24 protein-coding genes are annotated in these 18,098 nt (G+C 66.9%); 9 read left to right on the top strand and 15 right to left on the bottom strand.

From position 1 onward, the window contains the following. The first annotated feature begins 59 nt into the window (after nucleotides 1–59). Entirely contained in the window at nucleotides 60–890 is an 831-nt protein-coding gene (locus tag L8F97_RS08570) for a metallophosphoesterase (protein WP_242148527.1), read from the top strand. Between the two features lie 28 nt (nucleotides 891–918). Here L8F97_RS08570 and L8F97_RS08565 read toward each other — a convergent pair whose 3' ends face one another. Continuing rightward, entirely contained in the window at nucleotides 919–1,410 is a 492-nt protein-coding gene (locus tag L8F97_RS08565) for a Dps family protein (protein WP_242148525.1), read from the bottom strand. 99 nt (nucleotides 1,411–1,509) lie between these two features. After that, on the bottom strand, nucleotides 1,510–2,064 hold the full coding sequence (locus L8F97_RS08560; protein WP_242148523.1) for a TMEM165/GDT1 family protein: 555 nt from the start codon (nucleotides 2,062–2,064) through the stop codon (nucleotides 1,510–1,512). 198 nt (nucleotides 2,065–2,262) lie between these two features. Here L8F97_RS08560 and rpmG point away from each other — a divergent pair, with 198 nt between their 5' ends. Continuing rightward, nucleotides 2,263–2,430: a 50S ribosomal protein L33 gene (rpmG, locus tag L8F97_RS08555; RefSeq protein WP_069203621.1), complete on the top strand. Its 168-nt coding sequence runs from the start codon at nucleotides 2,263–2,265 to the stop codon at nucleotides 2,428–2,430. Nucleotides 2,431–2,508: 78 nt separating this feature from the next. On the opposite strand, the gene L8F97_RS08550 is transcribed toward rpmG, so the two are convergent. Further along, nucleotides 2,509–2,877, bottom strand: coding sequence for a response regulator (locus L8F97_RS08550; protein WP_242149065.1), 369 nt, complete (start codon nucleotides 2,875–2,877; stop codon nucleotides 2,509–2,511). Between the two features lie 42 nt (nucleotides 2,878–2,919). Between L8F97_RS08550 and L8F97_RS08545 the strand changes: the two genes are divergently transcribed. From L8F97_RS08545 to L8F97_RS08535, 3 genes are read left to right on the top strand one after another with little or no spacing between them, the layout of a single operon-like run. Further along, nucleotides 2,920–3,204: a DUF3572 domain-containing protein gene (locus tag L8F97_RS08545; RefSeq protein ID WP_242148521.1), complete on the top strand. Its 285-nt coding sequence runs from the start codon at nucleotides 2,920–2,922 to the stop codon at nucleotides 3,202–3,204. After that, nucleotides 3,201–3,824, top strand: coding sequence for an HAD family hydrolase (locus tag L8F97_RS08540; RefSeq protein ID WP_242148520.1), 624 nt, complete (start codon nucleotides 3,201–3,203; stop codon nucleotides 3,822–3,824). Before L8F97_RS08545 ends, L8F97_RS08540 begins: the two co-directional genes overlap by 4 nt. Before the next feature lie 34 nt (nucleotides 3,825–3,858). After that, nucleotides 3,859–4,323: a RidA family protein gene (locus tag L8F97_RS08535; protein WP_242148518.1), complete on the top strand. Its 465-nt coding sequence runs from the start codon at nucleotides 3,859–3,861 to the stop codon at nucleotides 4,321–4,323. Nucleotides 4,324–4,363: 40 nt separating this feature from the next. Here the strand turns inward: L8F97_RS08535 and L8F97_RS08530 are convergent, their stop codons facing one another. Beyond that, nucleotides 4,364–5,002: a TlpA family protein disulfide reductase gene (locus tag L8F97_RS08530; RefSeq protein ID WP_242148516.1), complete on the bottom strand. Its 639-nt coding sequence runs from the start codon at nucleotides 5,000–5,002 to the stop codon at nucleotides 4,364–4,366. On the opposite strand from L8F97_RS08530, the gene argH reads away from it, so the two are divergent. Genes argH through L8F97_RS08510 form a run of 4 tightly spaced genes read left to right on the top strand, consistent with a single transcriptional unit; the run spans nucleotide 5,001 to nucleotide 8,652 of the window. Beyond that, complete coding sequence (gene argH / locus L8F97_RS08525) at nucleotides 5,001–6,389, top strand: argininosuccinate lyase (protein WP_242148514.1); 1,389 nt, start codon at nucleotides 5,001–5,003, stop codon at nucleotides 6,387–6,389. The genes L8F97_RS08530 and argH overlap by 2 nt on opposite strands. Then, complete coding sequence (locus L8F97_RS08520; RefSeq protein ID WP_242148512.1) at nucleotides 6,386–6,625, top strand: hypothetical protein; 240 nt, start codon at nucleotides 6,386–6,388, stop codon at nucleotides 6,623–6,625. Before argH ends, L8F97_RS08520 begins: the two co-directional genes overlap by 4 nt. Nucleotides 6,626–6,637: 12 nt before the next feature. Beyond that, nucleotides 6,638–7,900 (top strand): diaminopimelate decarboxylase, encoded by a 1,263-nt coding sequence (gene lysA / locus L8F97_RS08515; protein ID WP_242148510.1) that lies wholly within the window; start codon nucleotides 6,638–6,640, stop codon nucleotides 7,898–7,900. Beyond that, complete coding sequence (locus L8F97_RS08510) at nucleotides 7,897–8,652, top strand: bifunctional precorrin-2 dehydrogenase/sirohydrochlorin ferrochelatase (RefSeq protein ID WP_242149063.1); 756 nt, start codon at nucleotides 7,897–7,899, stop codon at nucleotides 8,650–8,652. The genes lysA and L8F97_RS08510 overlap by 4 nt, the downstream gene beginning before the upstream one ends. Before the next feature lie 6 nt (nucleotides 8,653–8,658). Here the strand turns inward: L8F97_RS08510 and L8F97_RS08505 are convergent, their stop codons facing one another. From L8F97_RS08505 to L8F97_RS08455, 11 genes are all read right to left on the bottom strand, one after another. Next, a complete protein-coding gene (locus tag L8F97_RS08505; RefSeq protein WP_242148509.1) occupies nucleotides 8,659–9,057 on the bottom strand; it encodes a flagellar protein FliS in 399 nt (132 codons plus the stop codon). Beyond that, a complete protein-coding gene (gene fliD, locus L8F97_RS08500) occupies nucleotides 9,054–10,565 on the bottom strand; it encodes a flagellar filament capping protein FliD (protein WP_242148507.1) in 1,512 nt (503 codons plus the stop codon). Before fliD ends, L8F97_RS08505 begins: the two co-directional genes overlap by 4 nt. A gap of 65 nt (nucleotides 10,566–10,630) precedes the next feature. Further along, on the bottom strand, nucleotides 10,631–11,764 hold the full coding sequence (gene flhB / locus L8F97_RS08495) for a flagellar type III secretion system protein FlhB (protein ID WP_242148505.1): 1,134 nt from the start codon (nucleotides 11,762–11,764) through the stop codon (nucleotides 10,631–10,633). Next, entirely contained in the window at nucleotides 11,764–12,543 is a 780-nt protein-coding gene (fliR, locus tag L8F97_RS08490) for a flagellar biosynthetic protein FliR (protein ID WP_242148501.1), read from the bottom strand. The genes flhB and fliR overlap by 1 nt, the downstream gene beginning before the upstream one ends. Further along, the gene (gene fliQ / locus L8F97_RS08485) at nucleotides 12,540–12,809 is read right to left on the bottom strand and encodes a flagellar biosynthesis protein FliQ (RefSeq protein ID WP_242148499.1); all 270 of its coding nucleotides are present in this window, start codon (nucleotides 12,807–12,809) and stop codon (nucleotides 12,540–12,542) included. The genes fliR and fliQ overlap by 4 nt, the downstream gene beginning before the upstream one ends. Before the next feature lie 4 nt (nucleotides 12,810–12,813). Then, entirely contained in the window at nucleotides 12,814–13,680 is an 867-nt protein-coding gene (fliP, locus tag L8F97_RS08480; RefSeq protein WP_242148498.1) for a flagellar type III secretion system pore protein FliP, read from the bottom strand. After that, complete coding sequence (locus L8F97_RS08475) at nucleotides 13,677–13,937, bottom strand: flagellar biogenesis protein (protein WP_242148496.1); 261 nt, start codon at nucleotides 13,935–13,937, stop codon at nucleotides 13,677–13,679. Before L8F97_RS08475 ends, fliP begins: the two co-directional genes overlap by 4 nt. 7 nt (nucleotides 13,938–13,944) lie before the next feature. Then, nucleotides 13,945–14,235, bottom strand: a complete 291-nt coding sequence (fliN, locus tag L8F97_RS08470; protein WP_242148494.1) for a flagellar motor switch protein FliN — start codon at nucleotides 14,233–14,235, stop codon at nucleotides 13,945–13,947. Then, the gene (locus tag L8F97_RS08465; protein WP_242148491.1) at nucleotides 14,232–15,179 is read right to left on the bottom strand and encodes a flagellar motor switch protein FliM; all 948 of its coding nucleotides are present in this window, start codon (nucleotides 15,177–15,179) and stop codon (nucleotides 14,232–14,234) included. The genes fliN and L8F97_RS08465 overlap by 4 nt, the downstream gene beginning before the upstream one ends. Before the next feature lie 6 nt (nucleotides 15,180–15,185). Further along, entirely contained in the window at nucleotides 15,186–15,785 is a 600-nt protein-coding gene (fliL, locus tag L8F97_RS08460) for a flagellar basal body-associated protein FliL (protein ID WP_242148489.1), read from the bottom strand. A 14-nt stretch (nucleotides 15,786–15,799) separates the two neighbouring features. Then, nucleotides 15,800–18,046, bottom strand: a complete 2,247-nt coding sequence (locus L8F97_RS08455) for a flagellar hook-length control protein FliK (RefSeq protein ID WP_242148487.1) — start codon at nucleotides 18,044–18,046, stop codon at nucleotides 15,800–15,802. Between the last annotated feature and the right edge of the window lie 52 nt (nucleotides 18,047–18,098).

Raw genomic sequence — 18,098 nt, 5'->3', positions numbered from 1 at the left:
CAACCCTGCGCGCGGCGTGCGGGTTCCGCCAGCGCTTTGCGCCTGTTAGCAGGTGCAGCATGCGCCGCCTGCTCTTCGCCCTGTCGCTGCTTGTCGCCGTTGGGTTGACGGTGGCGGCCTACGCCTTTGCCGAAGCCCGCCGCGATCCGGTGGTGCGACGCGCGACGATCGCACTGCCGTTGTGGCCAACGGGCGAGCGGCCGATTCGCGTTGCACTGCTCAGCGACCTTCATCTTGGTTCGGCGGCGAGCGACGCAGCACGACTGCGCCGCATCGTCGCACAGGTCGATACGTTGCGACCCGATCTGATCCTGATCGCGGGCGACTTCATTTTTGGGGACCGCGAGGATGGGGCCGTCCTGCACGGCCCGGCAATGATCGCGCCGCTGCGCGCGCTACGTGCCCCGCTCGGCGTGATCGCGGTACTGGGCAACCATGATTATCACACCGGCGCCGAGGTGGTGCGGCGCCAGCTACAAGCGGCGGGCATCCGCGTGTTGAGCAATCAGGCGGCACGGGTCGGGCCGTTGTCGATCGGCGGGATCGATGATTCGGTCACTGGCCACGCGAAGGTGGTGGCGGCGGCGAACCTGACGCGCAAGACACCCGGCGCGCGCGTATTGCTGACGCATTCGCCCGACGTGGCGCGTTTCCTCGCACCGGACATGACGCTGCTGCTCGCCGGGCACACGCATTGCGGGCAGATCGTGCTGCCGCTGATCGGCCCGATCGCGGAGGTGTCCGCACCACGATACCGGTGCGGCATCGTGCGCGAAAAAACACGCACGGTGATCGTGACCGCCGGCATCGGCATCAGCGGCGTGCCGTTCCGGCTCGGCGCGCCGCCCGATCTGTGGCTGCTGACGCTAGGACCAAAAGCAGCGCGGTAACCGTCGGGCGGTACCGCGCCGGTGCGGGTCAGGCGTTGCGGCTGGCCTCGAACAGGAACCAGGCGCGCTCCTCGGCCTGATCGGTCCAGTCGTCGAGGATGCCGCTGGTCGCGTTGTCCTTGGCCTCGTCGACGATATCCTTGGCTTCACGCAGCTTCTCGACGAGCTTGAGGTTATCCTCGCGCAATTCGATCAGCATCCGTGCGGCCGGCACGAAGTCCTCGTTGTTGTCCTGGATCGACTGATGGCGCGAAATGTCGCCGATCGAGCGCAGCGTGGTATTGCCGGTCTTACGCACGCGTTCCGCGATTGCGTCGGTCGTGCCGATGATCTGCGCAGCCTGATCGTCGAGCATCAGGTGGTAATCGCGGAAATGCGGACCGGACACGTGCCAGTGGAAATTCTTGGTCTTCAGGTACAGCGCGAACGAGTCGGCAAGGATGCCGTTCAGGGCCTCCGCAACCGTCTTGGCGGCGTTGCTCTTGATATCGGTCGGGGTTTTTAGCGCTTCGTCGGTCACGGACGGCTCCTGTAAGGTGATGATTGTTGCGGTAACGGTTCGATAACCGAAACGCTCCGTTCCTATCGCCGCAAGTTTGCGATCGCCGTGATCGAGCGATCAGATCAATCGCAGCGCTGACAGGCCGGAGACAATGCCGACCGCACAAAGCAATACACCGGTGCCAAAGCGGATGGCGCGAATCGGCAGTCTCGCCCGCACGGCCTCGCCCGCCAGCACGGCAGCAGCGCTGACCAGGCCGGCGCCGAGCGTCGCGCCGACCGCCGCCAGCACCGGCGCATCGCTGCGCGCGGCGAAGGCAAGCGTCGCGAACTGGGTGCGATCCCCGAAGGCGAGGATGCCCATGCCGAGCAGGCTGGTGGCAAACGCCCCGATTCGCCATTTCTCCAGCCGATCGGGGGGCTTGAGGCGCCCGAACGCGCCCGCGCCTGCCGAGATCAGCGCCATTGCCAGCAGCAGCGCGCGCGCGTTCGGCGTCAGGTGCGCGGCGACGATGCCGCCGCCATAGCCTGCGATGCCGTTGCCGATCGCCAGCGCGACCAGGCTCGCGACGATCACCGTGCCGCGCCGTTCGAATCGGTCGCCGAGGATCGCGGCGAGCCACGGCGTCCGGTCGCCAGCCTCGATCAGGATCGCGGCGACGAATGCCGCCATCAGCGCATCCATACGCGGTTCAGCCTCGGATTATCGGGGTCGTCATGGCCGCCTGGCTGCACCGCGCAAGGTATCGGTGGCGTTAACGCACCCGCATCCGCTTGACATTTCGCCGACGCTCCGTCATCGGGCTTCGCCTGAGGGGCGGCCCATGCGGCCGCCTTTGATCGTTTTACCGTATTTGCAGGATTAGGGCTCATGGCCAAGCCGACCACCGTCAAGATCAAGCTCATCAGCTCGGCTGACACCGGCTTCTTCTACGTCACGAAGAAGAACCCGCGCACCAAGACCGAGAAGCTCAGCTTCAAGAAGTATGACCCGGTCGTGCGCAAGCACGTCGAGTTCAAGGAAGCCAAGATCAAGTGATCTGACGGACGGTCGCATGGCCGCTTGAGGATTGACATTGCGAGCCGCGGGGTTGCCTCCGCGGCTTTCTTCGTGCGCTTAGGGTGCGATCAGCGCGTTGACCGCTGCCACGAATCGCATCAGCGAGATTGGCTTGGAAATATACGCGTCCGCTCCAGCGCTGCGGATCCGCTCCTCGTCCTCGCGGCCTGCATAGGCCGTCACTGCCATGATCGGGATTTCACGCAGCGCCTCGTCGGCCTTTAGCTGGGTAATGATCTCGAAACCGCTGACATGTGGCAATTGGATGTCGGTAATGATGAGGTCTGGCGCGAACGCACGCGCGCACGCCACCGCCTCGCGTCCGTCGCGCAGTCCCTCTGTCACGAAGTCGTGGGCGCGCAGCAGATCGCAGAAAAGTTTGAGGTTGAGTTCGTTGTCCTCGACAACGAGCACCCTTTTTGCCACGTCCCAGCCCACCTCAACCGAATTGAAAGCGCTGGTTACTGAATGCGCGCGCCCGATACAAACCCTGACGCCACCCAATTGGCGCTGCAAGCGCTGGTGTGGACGCTCGCCGAACCCGACCGGGCGCTCCGGCTGCTCGAAACCACCGGCCTGATGCCGGCCGATCTACGCGCGCGCGCCGGCGAACCTGCCGTGCTGGCGGCGGCGCTCGGCTTTCTTGAGGCACACGAACCCGATCTGATCGCCTGTGCCGAGGGCCTTGGCGTAAAGCCCGAGGCGATTGTCGCCGCGCATGCCGAACTCGAAGGCGGGTGGTTCGAGGCATGAGCCGCCCGCTGCTCATCACCGATTGCGACGAAGTGCTGCTGCACATGGTGCGGCATTTCGGCACGTGGCTGCGCGAATCGCATGACGTGACGTTCGACTATAGCGGACCGGACATGTTTAACGCGATGACACGCGCCAATGGCGAACGGCCCAGCACCGAGGAGATGTGGGGCTATCTCGGCGGTTTCTTCCCGGCCGAAATGGAGCGGCAGACGCTCGTGCCGCATGCGCGTGAGGCGCTCGTCGCGCTCGGGGCGGTAGCCGATATCGTCGTACTCACCAACTTGCAGGATCATGTCCGCGAGGCACGGATCGAGCAACTTGCCGGTTTTGACATCAACCTCCGCGTCGTGACCAACCAGGGTGGCAAGGGCGATCCGGTCGGTCGACTGGTGGCGGAATATGTTGCGAACGTCGCGGTGTTCGTCGACGATCTCGCCGTGCATCATCAATCGGTCGCGGCCCACGCGCCGCACGTCCACCGGCTGCACATGATCTCCGAACCCGATCTCGCGCCCAACGTGCCGCCAGCGCCGCACGCCAACGCCCGCATCGATGACTGGCGCGAGGCGCAGGCGTGGATCGCCGCTCGCTTCGCCGCCGGCCTGCCCGCTTCCTGACCCACCCGCTCCCTGACACCACGAGAGACCGACCATGACCGACGTTATCGACCGCAAGCTCGCCGAACTGAACCTCACCCTGCCCGCCGCCGCCGCGCCGGTCGCGGCTTATGTCCCGACGGTCGAAGCGGGCGGCATGCTGCATGTGTCCGGCCAGCTGCCGTTCGATAACGGCGCGCTGATGACCGGCCGCTTGGGTGAGGATCGCGACGCCGCCTATGGCGCAGACGCCGCGCAGAAGTGCGCGCTGATGGTGGTCGCGCAGATCAAGGCGGCGCTCGGCGGTCTGCACCGCGTCGAGCGGATCGTGAAGCTCGGCGTGTTCGTCAATTCGGCGGCCGACTTCACCGATCAGCCCAAGGTCGCCAACGGCGCGTCCGAGCTGATGGTCGCGCTGTTCGGAGAGGCCGGCAAGCACGCCCGCAGCGCGGTCGGCGTGCCCGTCCTGCCGCTCGGCGCGGTGGTCGAGGTCGACGCGATCGTGAAACTCGCCGACTGATCGGACGGGATCGCCCCGGCGCGGAGCCGGGGCGGCCCGCTTATTTGGCTTCGGCCAGCAGTACCTGTGCGCTCGGCGTTGTCCAGTCCATCCCGCCGACCATGCGCCACACTTCGTGGCCGGTCGAATCGTACAGGATGCTGGTCGGCAGGCTGGCGTTGAACGCGATGCTCAGGCCAACCTTGGCATCGAGATAGGGTTGGAGGTGGCGGAAACCGTTCTTGAGGAAGAACGCGCTGACCGCCGCACGGTCCTTGTCTTGGCTGATCGCGGCGACGCGCATTCCCGCCGCCGCCTTGTCGAGCGTCGGCATCTCCGCGACGCACGGGCCGCACCATGTCGCCCACAGGTTCACCAGCACCGGCTTGCCCTTGAACGCGGCGATCGTCATCGGTGTGTCGTGCGCGTCGACGAAGCTGACGGTGGGTGCGGCCTCGCCCTTGTGGCTGCGGTCGATCGTGCCGATCGTGTCGACCGGCACCTTTTCACCCTCCTTCGGCGCGGACGTCGTATTGGCGTCAGCTCCCGGTTGCGCGGCGGCGGGCAGCGCGGCGGGGGTCGCCGAGGGGTCGGCCTTCGGGACGGCTTGCCCCCGGGTGGAGTCTTGCTTATCGCCGCAAGCGGCCAAGCCTAGCAGCGCCACGGCAGGGAGCAGCACGATCGTCGAGCGTAAGGACATGAAGGACGCATCCAATGCGATGTGGGGCGGCCGTTTCGCGGAAGGGCCCGCGGCGGTCATGCGCGAGATAAATGCCTCGATCCCGTTCGACAAGCGCTTGTGGCGTCAGGACCTCGCCGGATCGCGCGCGCATGTCGCGATGCTGGGCAAGACCGGTATCGTCGCAGCGGAGGATGCCGCCGCGATTTCCGCCGGGCTCGACACCGTCGCCGCGCAGTACGAAGCGAACGGCGTCGCCGAGGATATGGTCCTCGAAGACATTCACATGCAGAGCGAGGCACGGCTCGCCGAGGCGATCGGCCCGGTCGCGGGGCGGCTGCACACCGCACGCTCGCGCAACGATCAGGTCGCGACCGATTTCCGGCTGTGGGTGCGCGATGCGATCGATCAGGCCGATGCCGCGCTGAAGGGCTTTCAGTTGGCGCTGCTCACCCGTGCCGAGGAGCATGCCGACAGCGTGATGCCCGGCTTCACCCATCTGCAAAGCGCGCAGCCGGTCACGCTCGGCCATCACCTGATGGCGTATTTCGAGATGACCGCGCGCGACCGCAGCCGCTTTGCGGACGCACGCGCGCGCGGCAACCGCAGCCCGCTTGGCTCGGCGGCGCTGGCCGGAACGGGCTTCCCGATCGACCGCGACATGACTGCCGCCGCACTGGGGTTCGACGGGCCGACGCGCAATTCGCTCGATGCCGTGTCCGACCGCGACTTCGCGATCGAATATCTCACCGCCGCCGCGCAGGTGTCGCTGCATCTGTCGCGGCTGGCCGAGGAGTTCATCCTGTGGGCGTCACAGCCGTTCGGTTTCGTGTCGCTGTCGGATCAATGGTCGACCGGCTCGTCGATCATGCCGCAGAAGCGCAACCCCGATGCCGCCGAACTGGTGCGCGGGCATAGCGGGCGGATCATCGGCTGCCTCACCGCGCTGATGGTGACGATGAAGGGCCTGCCGCTGGCGTACTCAAAGGACATGCAGGACGACAAGCCGCCGGTGTTCGAGGCGCATGATCTGCTCGGGCTTTCGATCGCGGCGATGACCGGGATGGTCGAGAGCGCGACGTTCCGCACGCCCCGCATGCGCGCCGCTGCCGAAGCGGGCTTCTCGACTGCGACCGACCTTGCCGACTGGCTGGTGCGCGAAGGCGGCATTCCGTTCCGAGAGGCGCATCACATCACCGGCCGCGCGGTAAAGCTGGCGGAGGAACGCGGCATCGCGCTCGACGCGATCCCGCTCGACGACCTCAAGGCGATCGATGCACGCATCGACGATCGCGTATTCGGCGTGCTGTCGGTGGATGCCTCGGTCGCCAGCCGCACCAGCTTCGGCGGCACCGCCCCCGCCCGTGTCCGCGCGGCGATCGCGGCAGCGCGGGAGACGCTGGCATGAAGCGGCTCGTTCCTCTCGCGGTGCTGATAATGCTCGGCGGCTGCGGCGCCGCCAACGATCTGCGCCCGACCAGCACGCAAAAGCCGCTCGTCACCCCCTATGGCGCGCGCACCACGCCGACCGCGACACAGTTGCTCACCCCGTCGAGCCAGGAACGCCCCGAACGCAGCGACGAACTGCTCAAGAAATCGGATACCCGACGCGGCGACGAGTTCGACCTTCCACCCCACAACTGAACGGCAAACCCGATGGATCATTTCGCGCTGGTCGATGGCGCCCTGCACTGCGAAGGCGTGTCGCTGGAGCGCATCGCGGCGGAGGTCGGCACGCCCGTCTACGTCTATTCCGCCAGCGCCTTCACGCGCCAAGCCGAGGTGTTCCGCGCCGGCCTTGCGGGGGTGAAGCGCAAGCACCTCGCCTATGCGATCAAGGCCAATCCCAACCTCGCCGTGCTGCGGTTGCTCGCCAACGCCGGCTACGGTGCGGATGTGGTGTCGGGCGGCGAACTCGCGCGCGCGATCGCGGCGGGCATTCCGGCATCCGACATCGTGTTCTCGGGCGTCGGCAAGACCGTGGGCGAACTGACCAAGGCGCTCGATGTCGGGCTTGGCCAGTTCAACCTGGAGCTTGAGGAGGAGGGCGTCGTGCTCGCGCAGATCGCCGCCGCCGGTGGCACGGTTGCGCAAGCCGTGCTGCGTGTGAACCCGGATGTCGACGCCGGCACGCACGCCAAGATCTCGACCGGCAAGGCGGAGAACAAATTCGGTGTGCCGATCAGCGAGGCGCGCGCGATCTTCGACCGGCTGGCCGGCCTGCCGGGCCTGAACCTGCGCGGCGTGGCGATCCACATCGGCAGCCAGTTGTCCGACCTCGCCCCGCTCGAGGCCGCCTATCGCCGCATCGGCGCGCTGGTCGCGGAGCTGCGCGGCGCCGGGCACACGATCACCCATGTCGATCTCGGCGGTGGTCTCGGCGTGCCCTACAAGGCGGGCGACGTGTTCCCCAGCCCCGAGGCGTATGGTGCGATGGTCGCGCGCGTCACTGATGGTTGGGACGTGACGCTGATGTTCGAACCCGGCCGCGTGATCGCGGGCAATTCGGGCGTGCTGCTCACCAGAGTGATCTGGGTCAAGCCCGGCGTCACCAATCCGTACGTGATCGTCGATGCCGCGATGAACGACCTCGCGCGCCCGGCGATGTACGACGCGTGGCACGATTTCGAAGCGGTACGCCCGACTGGCGAACGCATGACCGCCAACATCGCCGGGCCGGTGTGCGAGAGCGGCGACACATTCGCGATGGCGCGCGACATCGACGTGGTGAAGTCGGGCGATCTCGCGATCTTCCGCACCGCCGGCGCCTATGGCGCGACGATGGCGAGCACGTACAACAGCCGCGCGTTGGTGCCCGAGGTGCTGGTCAGTGGCGATCGTTACGCGGTGGTGGCGGACCGTATCCAGCCCGAGACGATCCTCGCCGCCGAACGCCTGCCGGAGTGGCTGACCGCGTGACGCTCGCCAGCCTGCCGATCTTCGTCGCGGCGCGCGGTCGGGCGGTGATGCTGGTGGGGAGCGGCGAACCTGCGGCGGCCAAGCGCCGCCTGCTGGAGCGCGCCGGTGCGGTACTGGTCGGCGAGGACGGGACGGCGGCCCTCGCCATCGTAGCGATCGAGGATGATGCGGAGGCGCACGCGACGGTCGCGCGGCTGAAGGCGCGAGGCATCCTCGTCAACGCGGTCGACCGGCCGGCGTTGTGCGATTTCACGCTGCCTGCGATCGTCGATCGCTCGCCGGTGATCGTCGCGATCGGCACCGGCGGCGTCTCGGCGGGGCTGGCCGCGGCGCTGCGCCAGCGGCTGGAGGCACTGCTGCCGCCGACGCTCGGGCGGCTTGCCGAGGCGCTGTTCGCCGCCCGCGCCGCGATCCGCGTTCGCTTCCCCGATGCCGGCGCGCGCCGCATGGCGCTGGGTGCGGCGTTTGCGGAAGGTGGCGCGCTCGATCCGTTGGCGGCGAACGCCGGCGTGGACGCTTGGCTCGATCAGGCGGCAGAGGCCAGCGGCGGCACCGTGCACATCCGGCTGCGTTCGGATGATCCCGACGACCTAACGTTGCGCGAGGCGCGCTGGCTCGCGCAGGCGGAGCGGGTGGTGGCGGACGGCGACGCGCCCGAGGCCATTCTCGCCCGCGCCCGCGCCGATGCGTCGCGAATGGATGCGCCGCCCGGCGAGGAACAACCCGGGCTGACGGTGATCGTCACGCGCTAGCGTGCGTTACTGCGCGCGCACCGATCGCCATGCCTCGGCAATGTCTTCCATCGTATCGGCCACGCTTCGGAACGGCGCGGGATCAAGGCCGATGCTGGCGTCGATGATTGTTTTCCGCGCACCCGCATACACCCGTGACAGTGTCTTCGCGACATCGCCACCGGCATCGAAGTCCAGCCCCGCCTCCAGCGCGAACAGGATCGCGGTGGCCTGTGTCACCTTGCGGCTGCGCATCTCCAGGTTGCGCGCCTCGACTGCCCACGCGACGCTGCGCAGCGCGCGCACCAGTTCTTCATAAAGCAACTGCACCAGCGCCGGGCCGTCGGCACCGCCAGCGCGGCCGACCACGTCGATCTGCCGGTACATCGCCTCCGGGTCGCGCCCCAACGTCGTCGCGTACATCATCCGTTGCTCTGCGCATTCCACGCCGCAATCTGCGCGCTGAGGAAGGTCTGGGTGGATTTGTACGCGGCAACTTTCGAATCCATCGCGGCGAACTGCTGTGTCAGCCGTGTCTTCATCGTCGCCGCGTCGTTGGTCGCCTGCGTCTCGGCGGTGGTAACCGTCGTCTTGGCGGCGGTATAGGTCTTGGTGCTGGCGGCGAGACCATAGGTGCTGCTCTGCGCCGCGAGCGTGATCGACTGGAACGCGGCGTTGAGGCCGTCGCCGCTCGACAGCACGCCGGTCGAGAACATCGCCTCGACCGCATCGGGATAGTTGGTCATCGCGCTGGAAAGTTGCGTTGTGTCGAGCGTCAGCGAACCGTCGCGATTGGTGGCCACCCCCAACTCGGCGAGCGTCGTCGGCGTGCCGGCCGGCTGGTTCCGCAACATCGGCAACAGCGTGAGCCCGCGCAGCGACTGCCACAGCGCGTTGGTGGCGGTGTCGTTCTTGAGCGGCCCGGTGATTGGGTCGAGCTGCGTCTTCAGTTCGGTCTGGATCTGGTTGTAGGTGGTGACGAAATCGCTCATCGCCTGCTTGATCGCGGCGGTCGGCTGCGTGGCTCCGAGCGTCACCGGATTGCCGATCGACGCGGAGGCGAGGTTCAACTGCACGCCGTCGATCAGGTCCGACACGGTGTTGCTGGCACGCTCGACGCTCACGCCGTCGAGCTTCAGCTGGGCGTTGCCGGCGGCGCTGTTGATGGTCGTGCCGCTCGGATTGACCCCGACGTTGAACTGCTGGAGCGCGGGCGAATCCCCCGACACGGTGAAGGCGCTTGCGGCGCCGGTCGCGCCCTTGATGCTCAGCCGCGCGGTCCCGTCGACATCGGTGATGACGCTGGCGGTGACGCCGGTCTTGGCGAGGTTGATCGCCTTGGCGATACCGTCGAGCGTGTTGTTGCTGTCGTCGATCGTGACGTTGATCGCGGCCGCGCTGCCGGCGGTGAACGCGCTCATCGCGCCATTCGCGACGGTGGCGGTACCAAGCGTGATGGTCAGCGTGCCGGTACCGACGGTGGCGGTGCGGCTGGCGAACGTGGTGTTGCTGATCGCGGATTGTGCGGTGGCGAGCCGGTCGACCTCGACCGTCGCCGAGAGGTCAGCGAGTTTCGCACCCGACAGCGCGGTCGCGGTGAGCACGCTGCTGTTGGTGCTGGTCGGCTGCGCGGCGAGCGTACCGCCCTTCACCAGCGCATCCAGCGACGAAGCGAAACCGGTCATGTCGCTCTGCAACTGCGCGATCGAGGAGATCTGCGTGGTGAGCGCGTCTTCCTTGGTCTTCAGCGTGGCGTTCTTGGCGGCGAACGATGCCTGCACCAGCGAGTCGACCAGCGCACCGGTATCGATTCCCGACCCGCCGCCGAGCGTCTGAACGATCGAGGAACCGTTGAAACTGCTCGACGTCGAACTGGTGGAGTTCGTCGTGCTCGCCGTACTGGTCGAGCTGGTGCTGCTCGTCGTCGTGGTCACGCTTTACTCCCGGTGCCGTACTCCATCGTAGAACGACCGGCGGCAGCGAAAGCTTAGCGGTGTTCTCACCCCTGCTTGACGCCATTCTCGTCGAAGCGTGCGCTTGGCGGCACCAGCACATGCGGCGCGGGCGCGGTGCCGCCGGCTTGCGTGTTGAGCCGGAACACGAACGCCAGGATCGTCGCGATCGCATGGTACAGATCGTCGCGCACCTCCTGCCCCTCGCGGCTGGTGTAGTAGACCGCGCGCGCGACCGAGGGGTATTCCAGCACCGGCACGCGCGCTTCCGCCGCCAGTTCGCGGATCGCCAGCGCGGTGACGCCGCGCCCCTTCGCCACCACCACCGGCACCTGATCCTTGCCGCTGTCGTAGCGCAAGGCGACCGCGAAATGCGTCGGGTTGGTCAGCACGACATGCGCCTCGCTCACCGCCTTGCGCATGCTGCGGGTCGCCATCTGGTGCTGGCGGGCGCGCAAAGCGTGCTTGGCCTCGGGCGAGCCTTCGGTTTCCTTGTTCTCGTCCTTGATCTCCTGCTTCGACATGCGAAGCTTGCCGAGCAGTTGGATGATCTGGATCGGCACGTCGACGCCGGCGATCAGCACCAGTCCGAACGCCATCGCGAACAAGATGCCCATGAACGTGCCGCCGAGCGCGCCAATCGCGGTGGCGAAATCGGACGACACCAAGGCGATCGAGGTCGAGCGTACCGACCACAGCATATATACGCCGATCGCGCCGAGCAGCGCGACCTTGAGCAGCGACTTGCCGAGTTCGATCCACCCCTTTGGCCCGAGGATGCGCGCGAGGCCGGAGGCAGGGTTCATCCGTGACGGCTTGGGCGCGAACAGGCTGGCGTTGAAGCGCAGCGAGCCCAACCCCGCCGAACTCGCCACCGCCGCGACGATCGTCATCGCGAACAGCGAGATCAGCGCGGGTGCCAACTGCCAGCCGCTCGCCTCGAGCGGCCGCCACGGTTCGAAATCGTCGATATCGGCGCGGCCGAAGGCGAGGCTGGCGGTCATCACGCCCTTGCACGCGCCCACCAGCGAGGGGCCGAACAGCATCAGCCAGCCGCAGCCGGCGAGGATCACCAGCGCCGTTGCCAAATCGCGCGAGCGGAGGACGTCGCCCTTTTCGACCGCGTCCTTCTTGCGCTTTGCGGTTGGTGCTTCTGTCCGTTCGCCGGCATCCTCCGCCATCAGCCGAGCACCAGAGTCTGCATCGCGCGGAGTGCCTCGTCGATGATGACCTGCATGTAGTCGCCCATCGCCGGGAACGCGATCGCGAGGCTGATGACACCGACCAGCAGGCTGGCGGGCAGCCCGATCGCGAACAGGTTGAGCGCCGGGGCCGAGCGCGACACCATGCCGACGATCAGGTTGAGGCAGAACAGCAGGAAGCCGACCGGCAACGCCAGCAACAGCCCCGCCGCAAAGATATAGCCGCCGAAGAACACGATATTCTCAAGCTGCGCCGGCGTCAGCCACGCATGACCGGGCGGCAGCACCGTATAACTCCGCACCAGCAACTCGACGAGCACGAGGTGGCCGTTCATCGCCAGAAACAACAGCGTCAGCATCATCGAGAAGAACTGGCCGAGCGCGGGCGTGGAATGGCCGTTCTGCGGATCGATCGCACTTGCGAAGCTGATTCCCATCGACGTGCCGATCAACTCGCTGGCGAGAGTCGGCGCGGCAAACGCGATCTGCAACACGAAGCCGATCGCAAGGCCGACCAAAGCCTCCGCCAGCACGGCAAGAATGGTTACGGCCGAAAAGATGTTGGCGGGTGGCGTCACCGGGTGCGCGGCGAGCACCAGCACGCCGATCGCGCCGGACAGCGACACACGCACGATCAGCGGGATCGACACCGCGCTGAACACCGGCGCGGCGATGAACGCCGCGCCAATGCGGATCATCACGAACAGCAGCGCCCACAGCTGCGGTTCGATCGAAAGGCCGAACCCGAGCTGGCTCATCGTACGAGGTCTGGGATCCGCTCGAAGATGCTGATCGTGAAATCGCTGATGAGGCCAAGAATCAGCCCGCCGAAAATCGCGATCGCCACGCCGACTACAATCAGCTTGGGCACGAACGACAGCGTCGCCTCGTTGATCGAGGTCGCAGCCTGAACCATGCCGGTGATAAGGCCGGCAAGCAGCGCCGGCACCAGGATCGGCGCGGAGGCGAGCGCGATCACCCACATCATCTGGTTCGCAACGGTGAGGAAGTAATCAGCGTCCATTGGTTCAACTCACGAACGAATTGGCGAGGCTACCCATCGTCAGCGCCCAGCCATCGACCAGCACGAACAGCAGCAGCTTGAAGGGGAGCGAGATGATCGTCGGCGACAGCATCATCATGCCGAGCGCCATCAGCACCGTCGCGACGACGAGATCGATCACGATGAACGGCAGGAACACGAGGAAGCCGATCTGGAACGCGGTCTTGAGTTCACTGGTGATGAACGACGGCAGCAGCACCGAGAAGGGAATGTCGTTGGCGCTCTGGTACGGCCCGCTCTTGGCGATGCCCGCGAACATGGTGATGTCCTTCTTGCGGGTCTGTTTCGCCATGAAGCTGTGCAGCGGCACGGCGGCGCGCTTGATCATCTCGGTCGCGCTGATCTGGCTGGCGGCGTAGGGCTGGATTGCGGTGGTGTTCATCTCGTTGATAACCGGCGCCATCACGAAGAACGACAGGAACATGGCGAGGCCGACCAGCACCTGGTTGGGCGGCGTCTGTTGCAGCCCAAGCGCCTGCCGCAGGATCGATAGCACGATGAGGATGCGCGTGAAGCTCGTCATCATCAGCAGGATGCCGGGCAATACCGTCAGCAGCCCCATGATGATGAGGATCTGCAAGGAAAGCGCGAGCGGCGCGTTGCCGCCGCCAAGGTCCTTCAGCGCATGATCCACCGCATCGCCCGCGCCGGGGACGGCGGGCGGCGTCACCGCCGGCAGCGTTTGCGCAAAGGCGGGATGCGCGACGATCAGCGTGAACACCATGCCGAGCACGACCAGCAGCAGCTTGGCGAGCAGTCCGCCCTTGCGGGCCGGAGTTGCCGTCTTGAACAGCGCCGGTCCTTTGCCCTTGCGCGTCACCGTCACGCTCATTTGGTCACGTCCCCGCGATCCACCAGCGCGACGCCCGCGCGGCTGACCGAGACGAGCAGCTTGCGGCCCTCGAACTCCAGCACGGCGAGTTTGACGGTGGGGGAGATCATCATCGTCTCCTTGACCGCCAGCATCCGGTTGGCGGGTTGGCCCGGCATCCGCGATTCGAGTTTGCGCCACAGGTACAGGCAGCCGACCATCAGGCCGCATACCAGCGGCAACAGGATGACGAGCTTGAGGATGTAGGACCACATCATGACTGGATCAGGCCCGCTTGTCCGGGGAGACCAGCTCGGTCATCCGCACGCCGAAGCGGTCGCCCACCGTCACCACCTCGCCGCGCCCGATCAGCGTACCGTTGACCAGCACGTCGAGCAGTTCGTTGGCGTGGCGATCGAGTTCGATCACGCTCGATTCGCCGAGCGCGAGCAGTTCACGCAGCGTCAGGCTGGTCGAGCCGATCTCGACCGTCAGCTTGACGTCGACATCCTGCAACAGCCGGAAGTTGGCGGCGACGCTCGCCTCGGCGGCAAAGGCGCCGGTCATGTCGTTCATTGGTCTTCCTCGTGAAATGCGCGAAGGGTGTTGAGGCGGATCGCCGCCTTGCCGTTGGAGGTGCCGACCGTGCCGGTGCCGAGGCAGTCGCCACCGACCATCACCGGCACTTCCGCGCCGACGCTGATCGGGATGACGTCACCCGCCTTCAATTCCATCAGCACCGCGAGCGAGATCATCGGCTCGGCCAGCACGGAGCGGATCGGAAAACGCACGTTCATCGCCGCGCGGGTCAGACCGGCGCGCCACGTCGGGTCAGGCTCGGCGGTCTTGCCGTGGACCTTGCCGGTCAGCGACGGCGCGAACGGTTTGAGGCCCGACACCGGATAGAGCAGGTCGATGAAGATCGGCTTCTCGCGCCCCGAGGCAAGCCCGAAGCGCGTGACGACGACCGCATCGTCGCCATCGAAATCGTGGATCAGCGAGGGGTTCGCCTCTGGATCTCCGGCGGCGAACTCAAGTCTGGCGAGTGGCTCCCACGCCTGCCGCAGCGGCTCGGCGAGCATGTCGCCGATGCGCGCGACCAAGGCCTCGGCGGCTGGGGTGAACTCGCTCGGCATCTCAGCCGGCGCGCTGCCGGTCCCGCCGAAGAACAGGTCGAGCAGTTCCAGCACGAACCGCCCGTCGAACACGGCGAGCGCCTGTCCGGCCGCCCCCCGCACCGACGTCATCGCCAGCGGCTGCCACGCGGTCAGCCCGTCCGGCCGCTCGGCGCGGTAATCGGTGAAACGCTGCACCACCAGCGGCTCCGCCCAGGTGCGAAGCTCCCGGCGGAGCAGCGGCTCCAGCACCCCGCCCAACCCCCGCGCCAGCCGCGCGGAGAGATGCTGCAACGTGTGCAGATCGCCGAACGGGTTGAGGTTCGCCGACCCCAAAGCGCCGTGATCCGCCGCACGCGATCGCTCGCGCCGTTCGCTTGTCAGGGGTGAAGAGCCGTTAACCATGCATCTTCACTGAACAACAAAATTGGTAAAGTAGACGTTACCAATCCCGCCGAATCCCTCTTTTTGCTGCAATGTATCGTTAATTGCCTTGGCCAGCCGCTTCTGGAGCTGCTGTTTGCCCGCACTGGTGAACACCTGCTCCTCGGTCGTGTCGCCAAGCGCCATCAGGATCGCCGATCGCACCGCGATCTCGTTGGTTTTCAAATTCGCGATCACGCTGTCGTCGTACGGCGTCGACACCGCGAGGCCGACCTGGATGAAATGCGTACTGTCCTGGAGGTTGGAGGTGAACTCCTTGTCCATAGCGTAGTAATTTGACGCGTATTTGTCGCCGCCCTCGCCCGTAGGGGGTGCGTTGCCGCTCGATCCACCCTCCTTTGCGTCGCCACTTGCACTGACGCGCTTCTGCTCGCTTTTGGGAACGAGCTTGGGGCCGGCCGGCTCGGCCCTCGCCGCAGCGCCGCCGAAGAACCCGGCCTTCGCCGCGAACAAGCCGCCTGCCACGCCGCCGCCGACCAGCACCAGCAGTCCGACGCCCAACATCAGCATCTTCATCATGCCGCCCTTCTTCTTGGGCGCCTTGTCGTCGGCCTTTGCGTCACTCATCGGTCAAGCTCCTGTCAGGCGAGCCGGGCATCTTCGCCGGCTCCCTCAATTGTGGTGGGAATGAAAACATTGGCGGTGGCTGGAGCCTGGCGCTGCGGCTGGGGCTGCTGCCCGCTTCCGCTACCCGCGCCGCCGGTGCCGCTATCCACGGTTGCGCCCGCGATCCGCACGCCGCGTTGATCCGCGAGCTCGACCAGACGCGGCTGCGCCTCGGTGAGCAGCGCGCGCGTGGCCTCGGTTTCGGCGGTGAAATGGACGTGCACGGCATCGCCCGAGCGTCGCACCGCCACATCAACCCCGCCCAGCGCGTCGGGCACCAGCCGGATGTGCGTGTCGTTCGCATTCGCGTCGTCCCGCAGCGTTTCGATATGGTCGATCATTTTTTGCAGACCGGTATCTCCGCGCAGATCGAGCGGCACATGGCGGGTCTCGCCAGTCGGCTGCACCACGTTCCGCAACGCGACTTCGGTGGTCAGCCCCGTTTGTGGAACGATTGGATCGGCAGCCGCCTTCTTGCGATCGTCATACTTGATCGGATCCATGCCAAGCGCGGCGACGTCGACGGAAACCGTTGGCGTGGCGCCCCGCGCAGGCTGCGGCTGGGCCTGTATCGCCACCGGCGCTACCGCGACGTGCAGCGCTGCGCCGTGGTCCGCGGCGCGAAACAGGTCAGATGGCGTGGCGCGAAGCGCGGCGTCACCGACCACCGCTGTATTCGAAACGTCGGAAGAGCCGATGCCCCCTGATACGGGATCACGCACGACGATCGCGGGCTGCGGGTCGGCCATCGCCGGCGCGCCAAGCGCGCCGATGACCGGGGCCGGCTTGGCGATACCCACCTGGACCGCCGCTGGCGCGACCGGCGCGTTCGGCAACAGCCCGGTAGGCAACCACAACAGTCGAGGGTCGAGGGTCGACGGGCTGGCCGGGCGCTGCGGCTGGGACTGCCGCCCGCTTTCGCTACCCGCGCCATCGGTGCCACTATCCACGCTAGCGCCGGCGATCCGCACGCCGCGCTGATCCGCGAGCTCGACCAGACGCGGCTGCGCCTCGGTGAGCAGCGCGCGCGTGGCCTCGGTTTTGGCGGTGAATTGAACGTGCACGGCATCGCCCGAGCGTCGTACCGCCACATCCACCCCGCCGAGCGCCTCGGGCGCGAGCCGGATGTGCGTGTCGTTCGCATCCGCGTCGTCCCGCAGCGTTTCGATATGGTCGATCATCTTTTGCGGACCGGTATCGTCGCGCAGATCGAGCGGCACATGGCGGGTGTCGCCGGTCGGCTGCGCCACGTTCTGCAACGCGATTTCGGTAGTCAGCCCTGTTTGTGGAACGACGGGATCGGCGGTCGCCTTCTTGCGATCCTCATGCTTGGTCGAGTCCGTGCCAAGCGCGGCGACGTGGACGGAAACTGTCGGCGTGGCGCCCCGCGCAGGCTGCGGCTGGCCCTGTGACGCCACCGCGACGTGCAGCGCTGCGCTGTGATCGGCGGCGTGGGACAGGTCAGATGGCGTAGCGTGCACCGAGGCATCGCCGATCACCGTCTTAGCAGCCATTTCAGGGATGCCGGTGTGGCCCAACACGGGATCGCGCGCGACGATCGCCGGCTGCAGGCCGGCCGGCACCGGCGCGCCAAGCGTCTCGGCAGCCGGCGCTGGCTTGTCGAAACCCACCGGGACCGCCGCTGGCGCGACCGGCGCGAACCGCGCGTTTGGCAATAGATTGGGTAACTTGGTGCCAACCGCGGCGGCGGCCACCGCCGCTTTACGCGCGCTGACAAAAATGCCGGTGTTATCCGAGACGGGATCGCGCACGACGATCGCCGGCTGCAGGGAGGCCGGTGCCGGCTTCGCGCTACCCGCCGGAACCGCCGGAACCGCCGTGAACCGCGCGTTTGGCAACAGATCGGGTAACTTGGCGCGAACCGCAGCGTCGCCGACCACTGCCTCACGCGCGCTGCCGGAAACGCGGGTGTCGTCCGACATGGGATCGCGCGCGACGATCGCCGGCTGTAGATCGGCCGGCACCGGCGCGCTCGGCGACAGCCCGGCAGGCGACCACCGCAGCGATTCGAGCATCGCCGGGGCGGCAGGATCAGCAGCGGTACCCGGCAAGGCCTTGCCGCCGTCGGCTTCGTCTTGCCGTTGCGGCGGTGCGACCAGGTTGCCGTCGTCATCACCACCGCTCAGCGCGGCCAGCGCCAGCGCGAAGCTGCCATCCGCATCCCCACGCGGCGCGCGGCGACCATCGGCAAGCGCGGACATAGTTTGACTGACAGGCGAAAGCGCGACCATTGACCCCCCGATACTCCACGCC

The organism is Sphingomonas sp. BAUL-RG-20F-R05-02 (assembly GCF_022662305.1).
Lineage (GTDB): Bacteria > Pseudomonadota > Alphaproteobacteria > Sphingomonadales > Sphingomonadaceae > Sphingomonas.
Note: the sequence above shows the minus strand (reverse complement) of the source record. Positions and strands in the feature narration are given on the sequence as shown.

Bases quoted from the DNA above. Each gene is read 5' to 3' on its own strand.
- L8F97_RS08570 (WP_242148527.1), top strand. From the start codon at position 60: ATGCGCCGCCTGCTCTTCGCCCTGTCGCTGCTTGTCGCCGTTGGGTTG.
- L8F97_RS08560 (WP_242148523.1), bottom strand. From the start codon at position 2,064: ATGGCGGCATTCGTCGCCGCGATCCTGATCGAGGCTGGCGACCGGACG.
- rpmG (WP_069203621.1), top strand. From the start codon at position 2,263: ATGGCCAAGCCGACCACCGTCAAGATCAAGCTCATCAGCTCGGCTGAC.
- L8F97_RS08545 (WP_242148521.1), top strand. From the start codon at position 2,920: ATGCGCGCGCCCGATACAAACCCTGACGCCACCCAATTGGCGCTGCAA.
- L8F97_RS08540 (WP_242148520.1), top strand. From the start codon at position 3,201: ATGAGCCGCCCGCTGCTCATCACCGATTGCGACGAAGTGCTGCTGCAC.
- L8F97_RS08535 (WP_242148518.1), top strand. From the start codon at position 3,859: ATGACCGACGTTATCGACCGCAAGCTCGCCGAACTGAACCTCACCCTG.
- argH (WP_242148514.1), top strand. From the start codon at position 5,001: ATGAAGGACGCATCCAATGCGATGTGGGGCGGCCGTTTCGCGGAAGGG.
- L8F97_RS08530 (WP_242148516.1), bottom strand. From the start codon at position 5,002: ATGTCCTTACGCTCGACGATCGTGCTGCTCCCTGCCGTGGCGCTGCTA.
- L8F97_RS08520 (WP_242148512.1), top strand. From the start codon at position 6,386: ATGAAGCGGCTCGTTCCTCTCGCGGTGCTGATAATGCTCGGCGGCTGC.
- lysA (WP_242148510.1), top strand. From the start codon at position 6,638: ATGGATCATTTCGCGCTGGTCGATGGCGCCCTGCACTGCGAAGGCGTG.
- L8F97_RS08505 (WP_242148509.1), bottom strand. From the start codon at position 9,057: ATGATGTACGCGACGACGTTGGGGCGCGACCCGGAGGCGATGTACCGG.
- flhB (WP_242148505.1), bottom strand. From the start codon at position 11,764: ATGGCGGAGGATGCCGGCGAACGGACAGAAGCACCAACCGCAAAGCGC.
- fliR (WP_242148501.1), bottom strand. From the start codon at position 12,543: ATGAGCCAGCTCGGGTTCGGCCTTTCGATCGAACCGCAGCTGTGGGCG.
- fliQ (WP_242148499.1), bottom strand. From the start codon at position 12,809: ATGGACGCTGATTACTTCCTCACCGTTGCGAACCAGATGATGTGGGTG.
- fliP (WP_242148498.1), bottom strand. From the start codon at position 13,680: ATGAGCGTGACGGTGACGCGCAAGGGCAAAGGACCGGCGCTGTTCAAG.
- L8F97_RS08475 (WP_242148496.1), bottom strand. From the start codon at position 13,937: ATGATGTGGTCCTACATCCTCAAGCTCGTCATCCTGTTGCCGCTGGTA.
- fliN (WP_242148494.1), bottom strand. From the start codon at position 14,235: ATGAACGACATGACCGGCGCCTTTGCCGCCGAGGCGAGCGTCGCCGCC.
- L8F97_RS08465 (WP_242148491.1), bottom strand. From the start codon at position 15,179: ATGGTTAACGGCTCTTCACCCCTGACAAGCGAACGGCGCGAGCGATCG.
- fliL (WP_242148489.1), bottom strand. From the start codon at position 15,785: ATGAGTGACGCAAAGGCCGACGACAAGGCGCCCAAGAAGAAGGGCGGC.
- L8F97_RS08455 (WP_242148487.1), bottom strand. From the start codon at position 18,046: ATGTCCGCGCTTGCCGATGGTCGCCGCGCGCCGCGTGGGGATGCGGAT.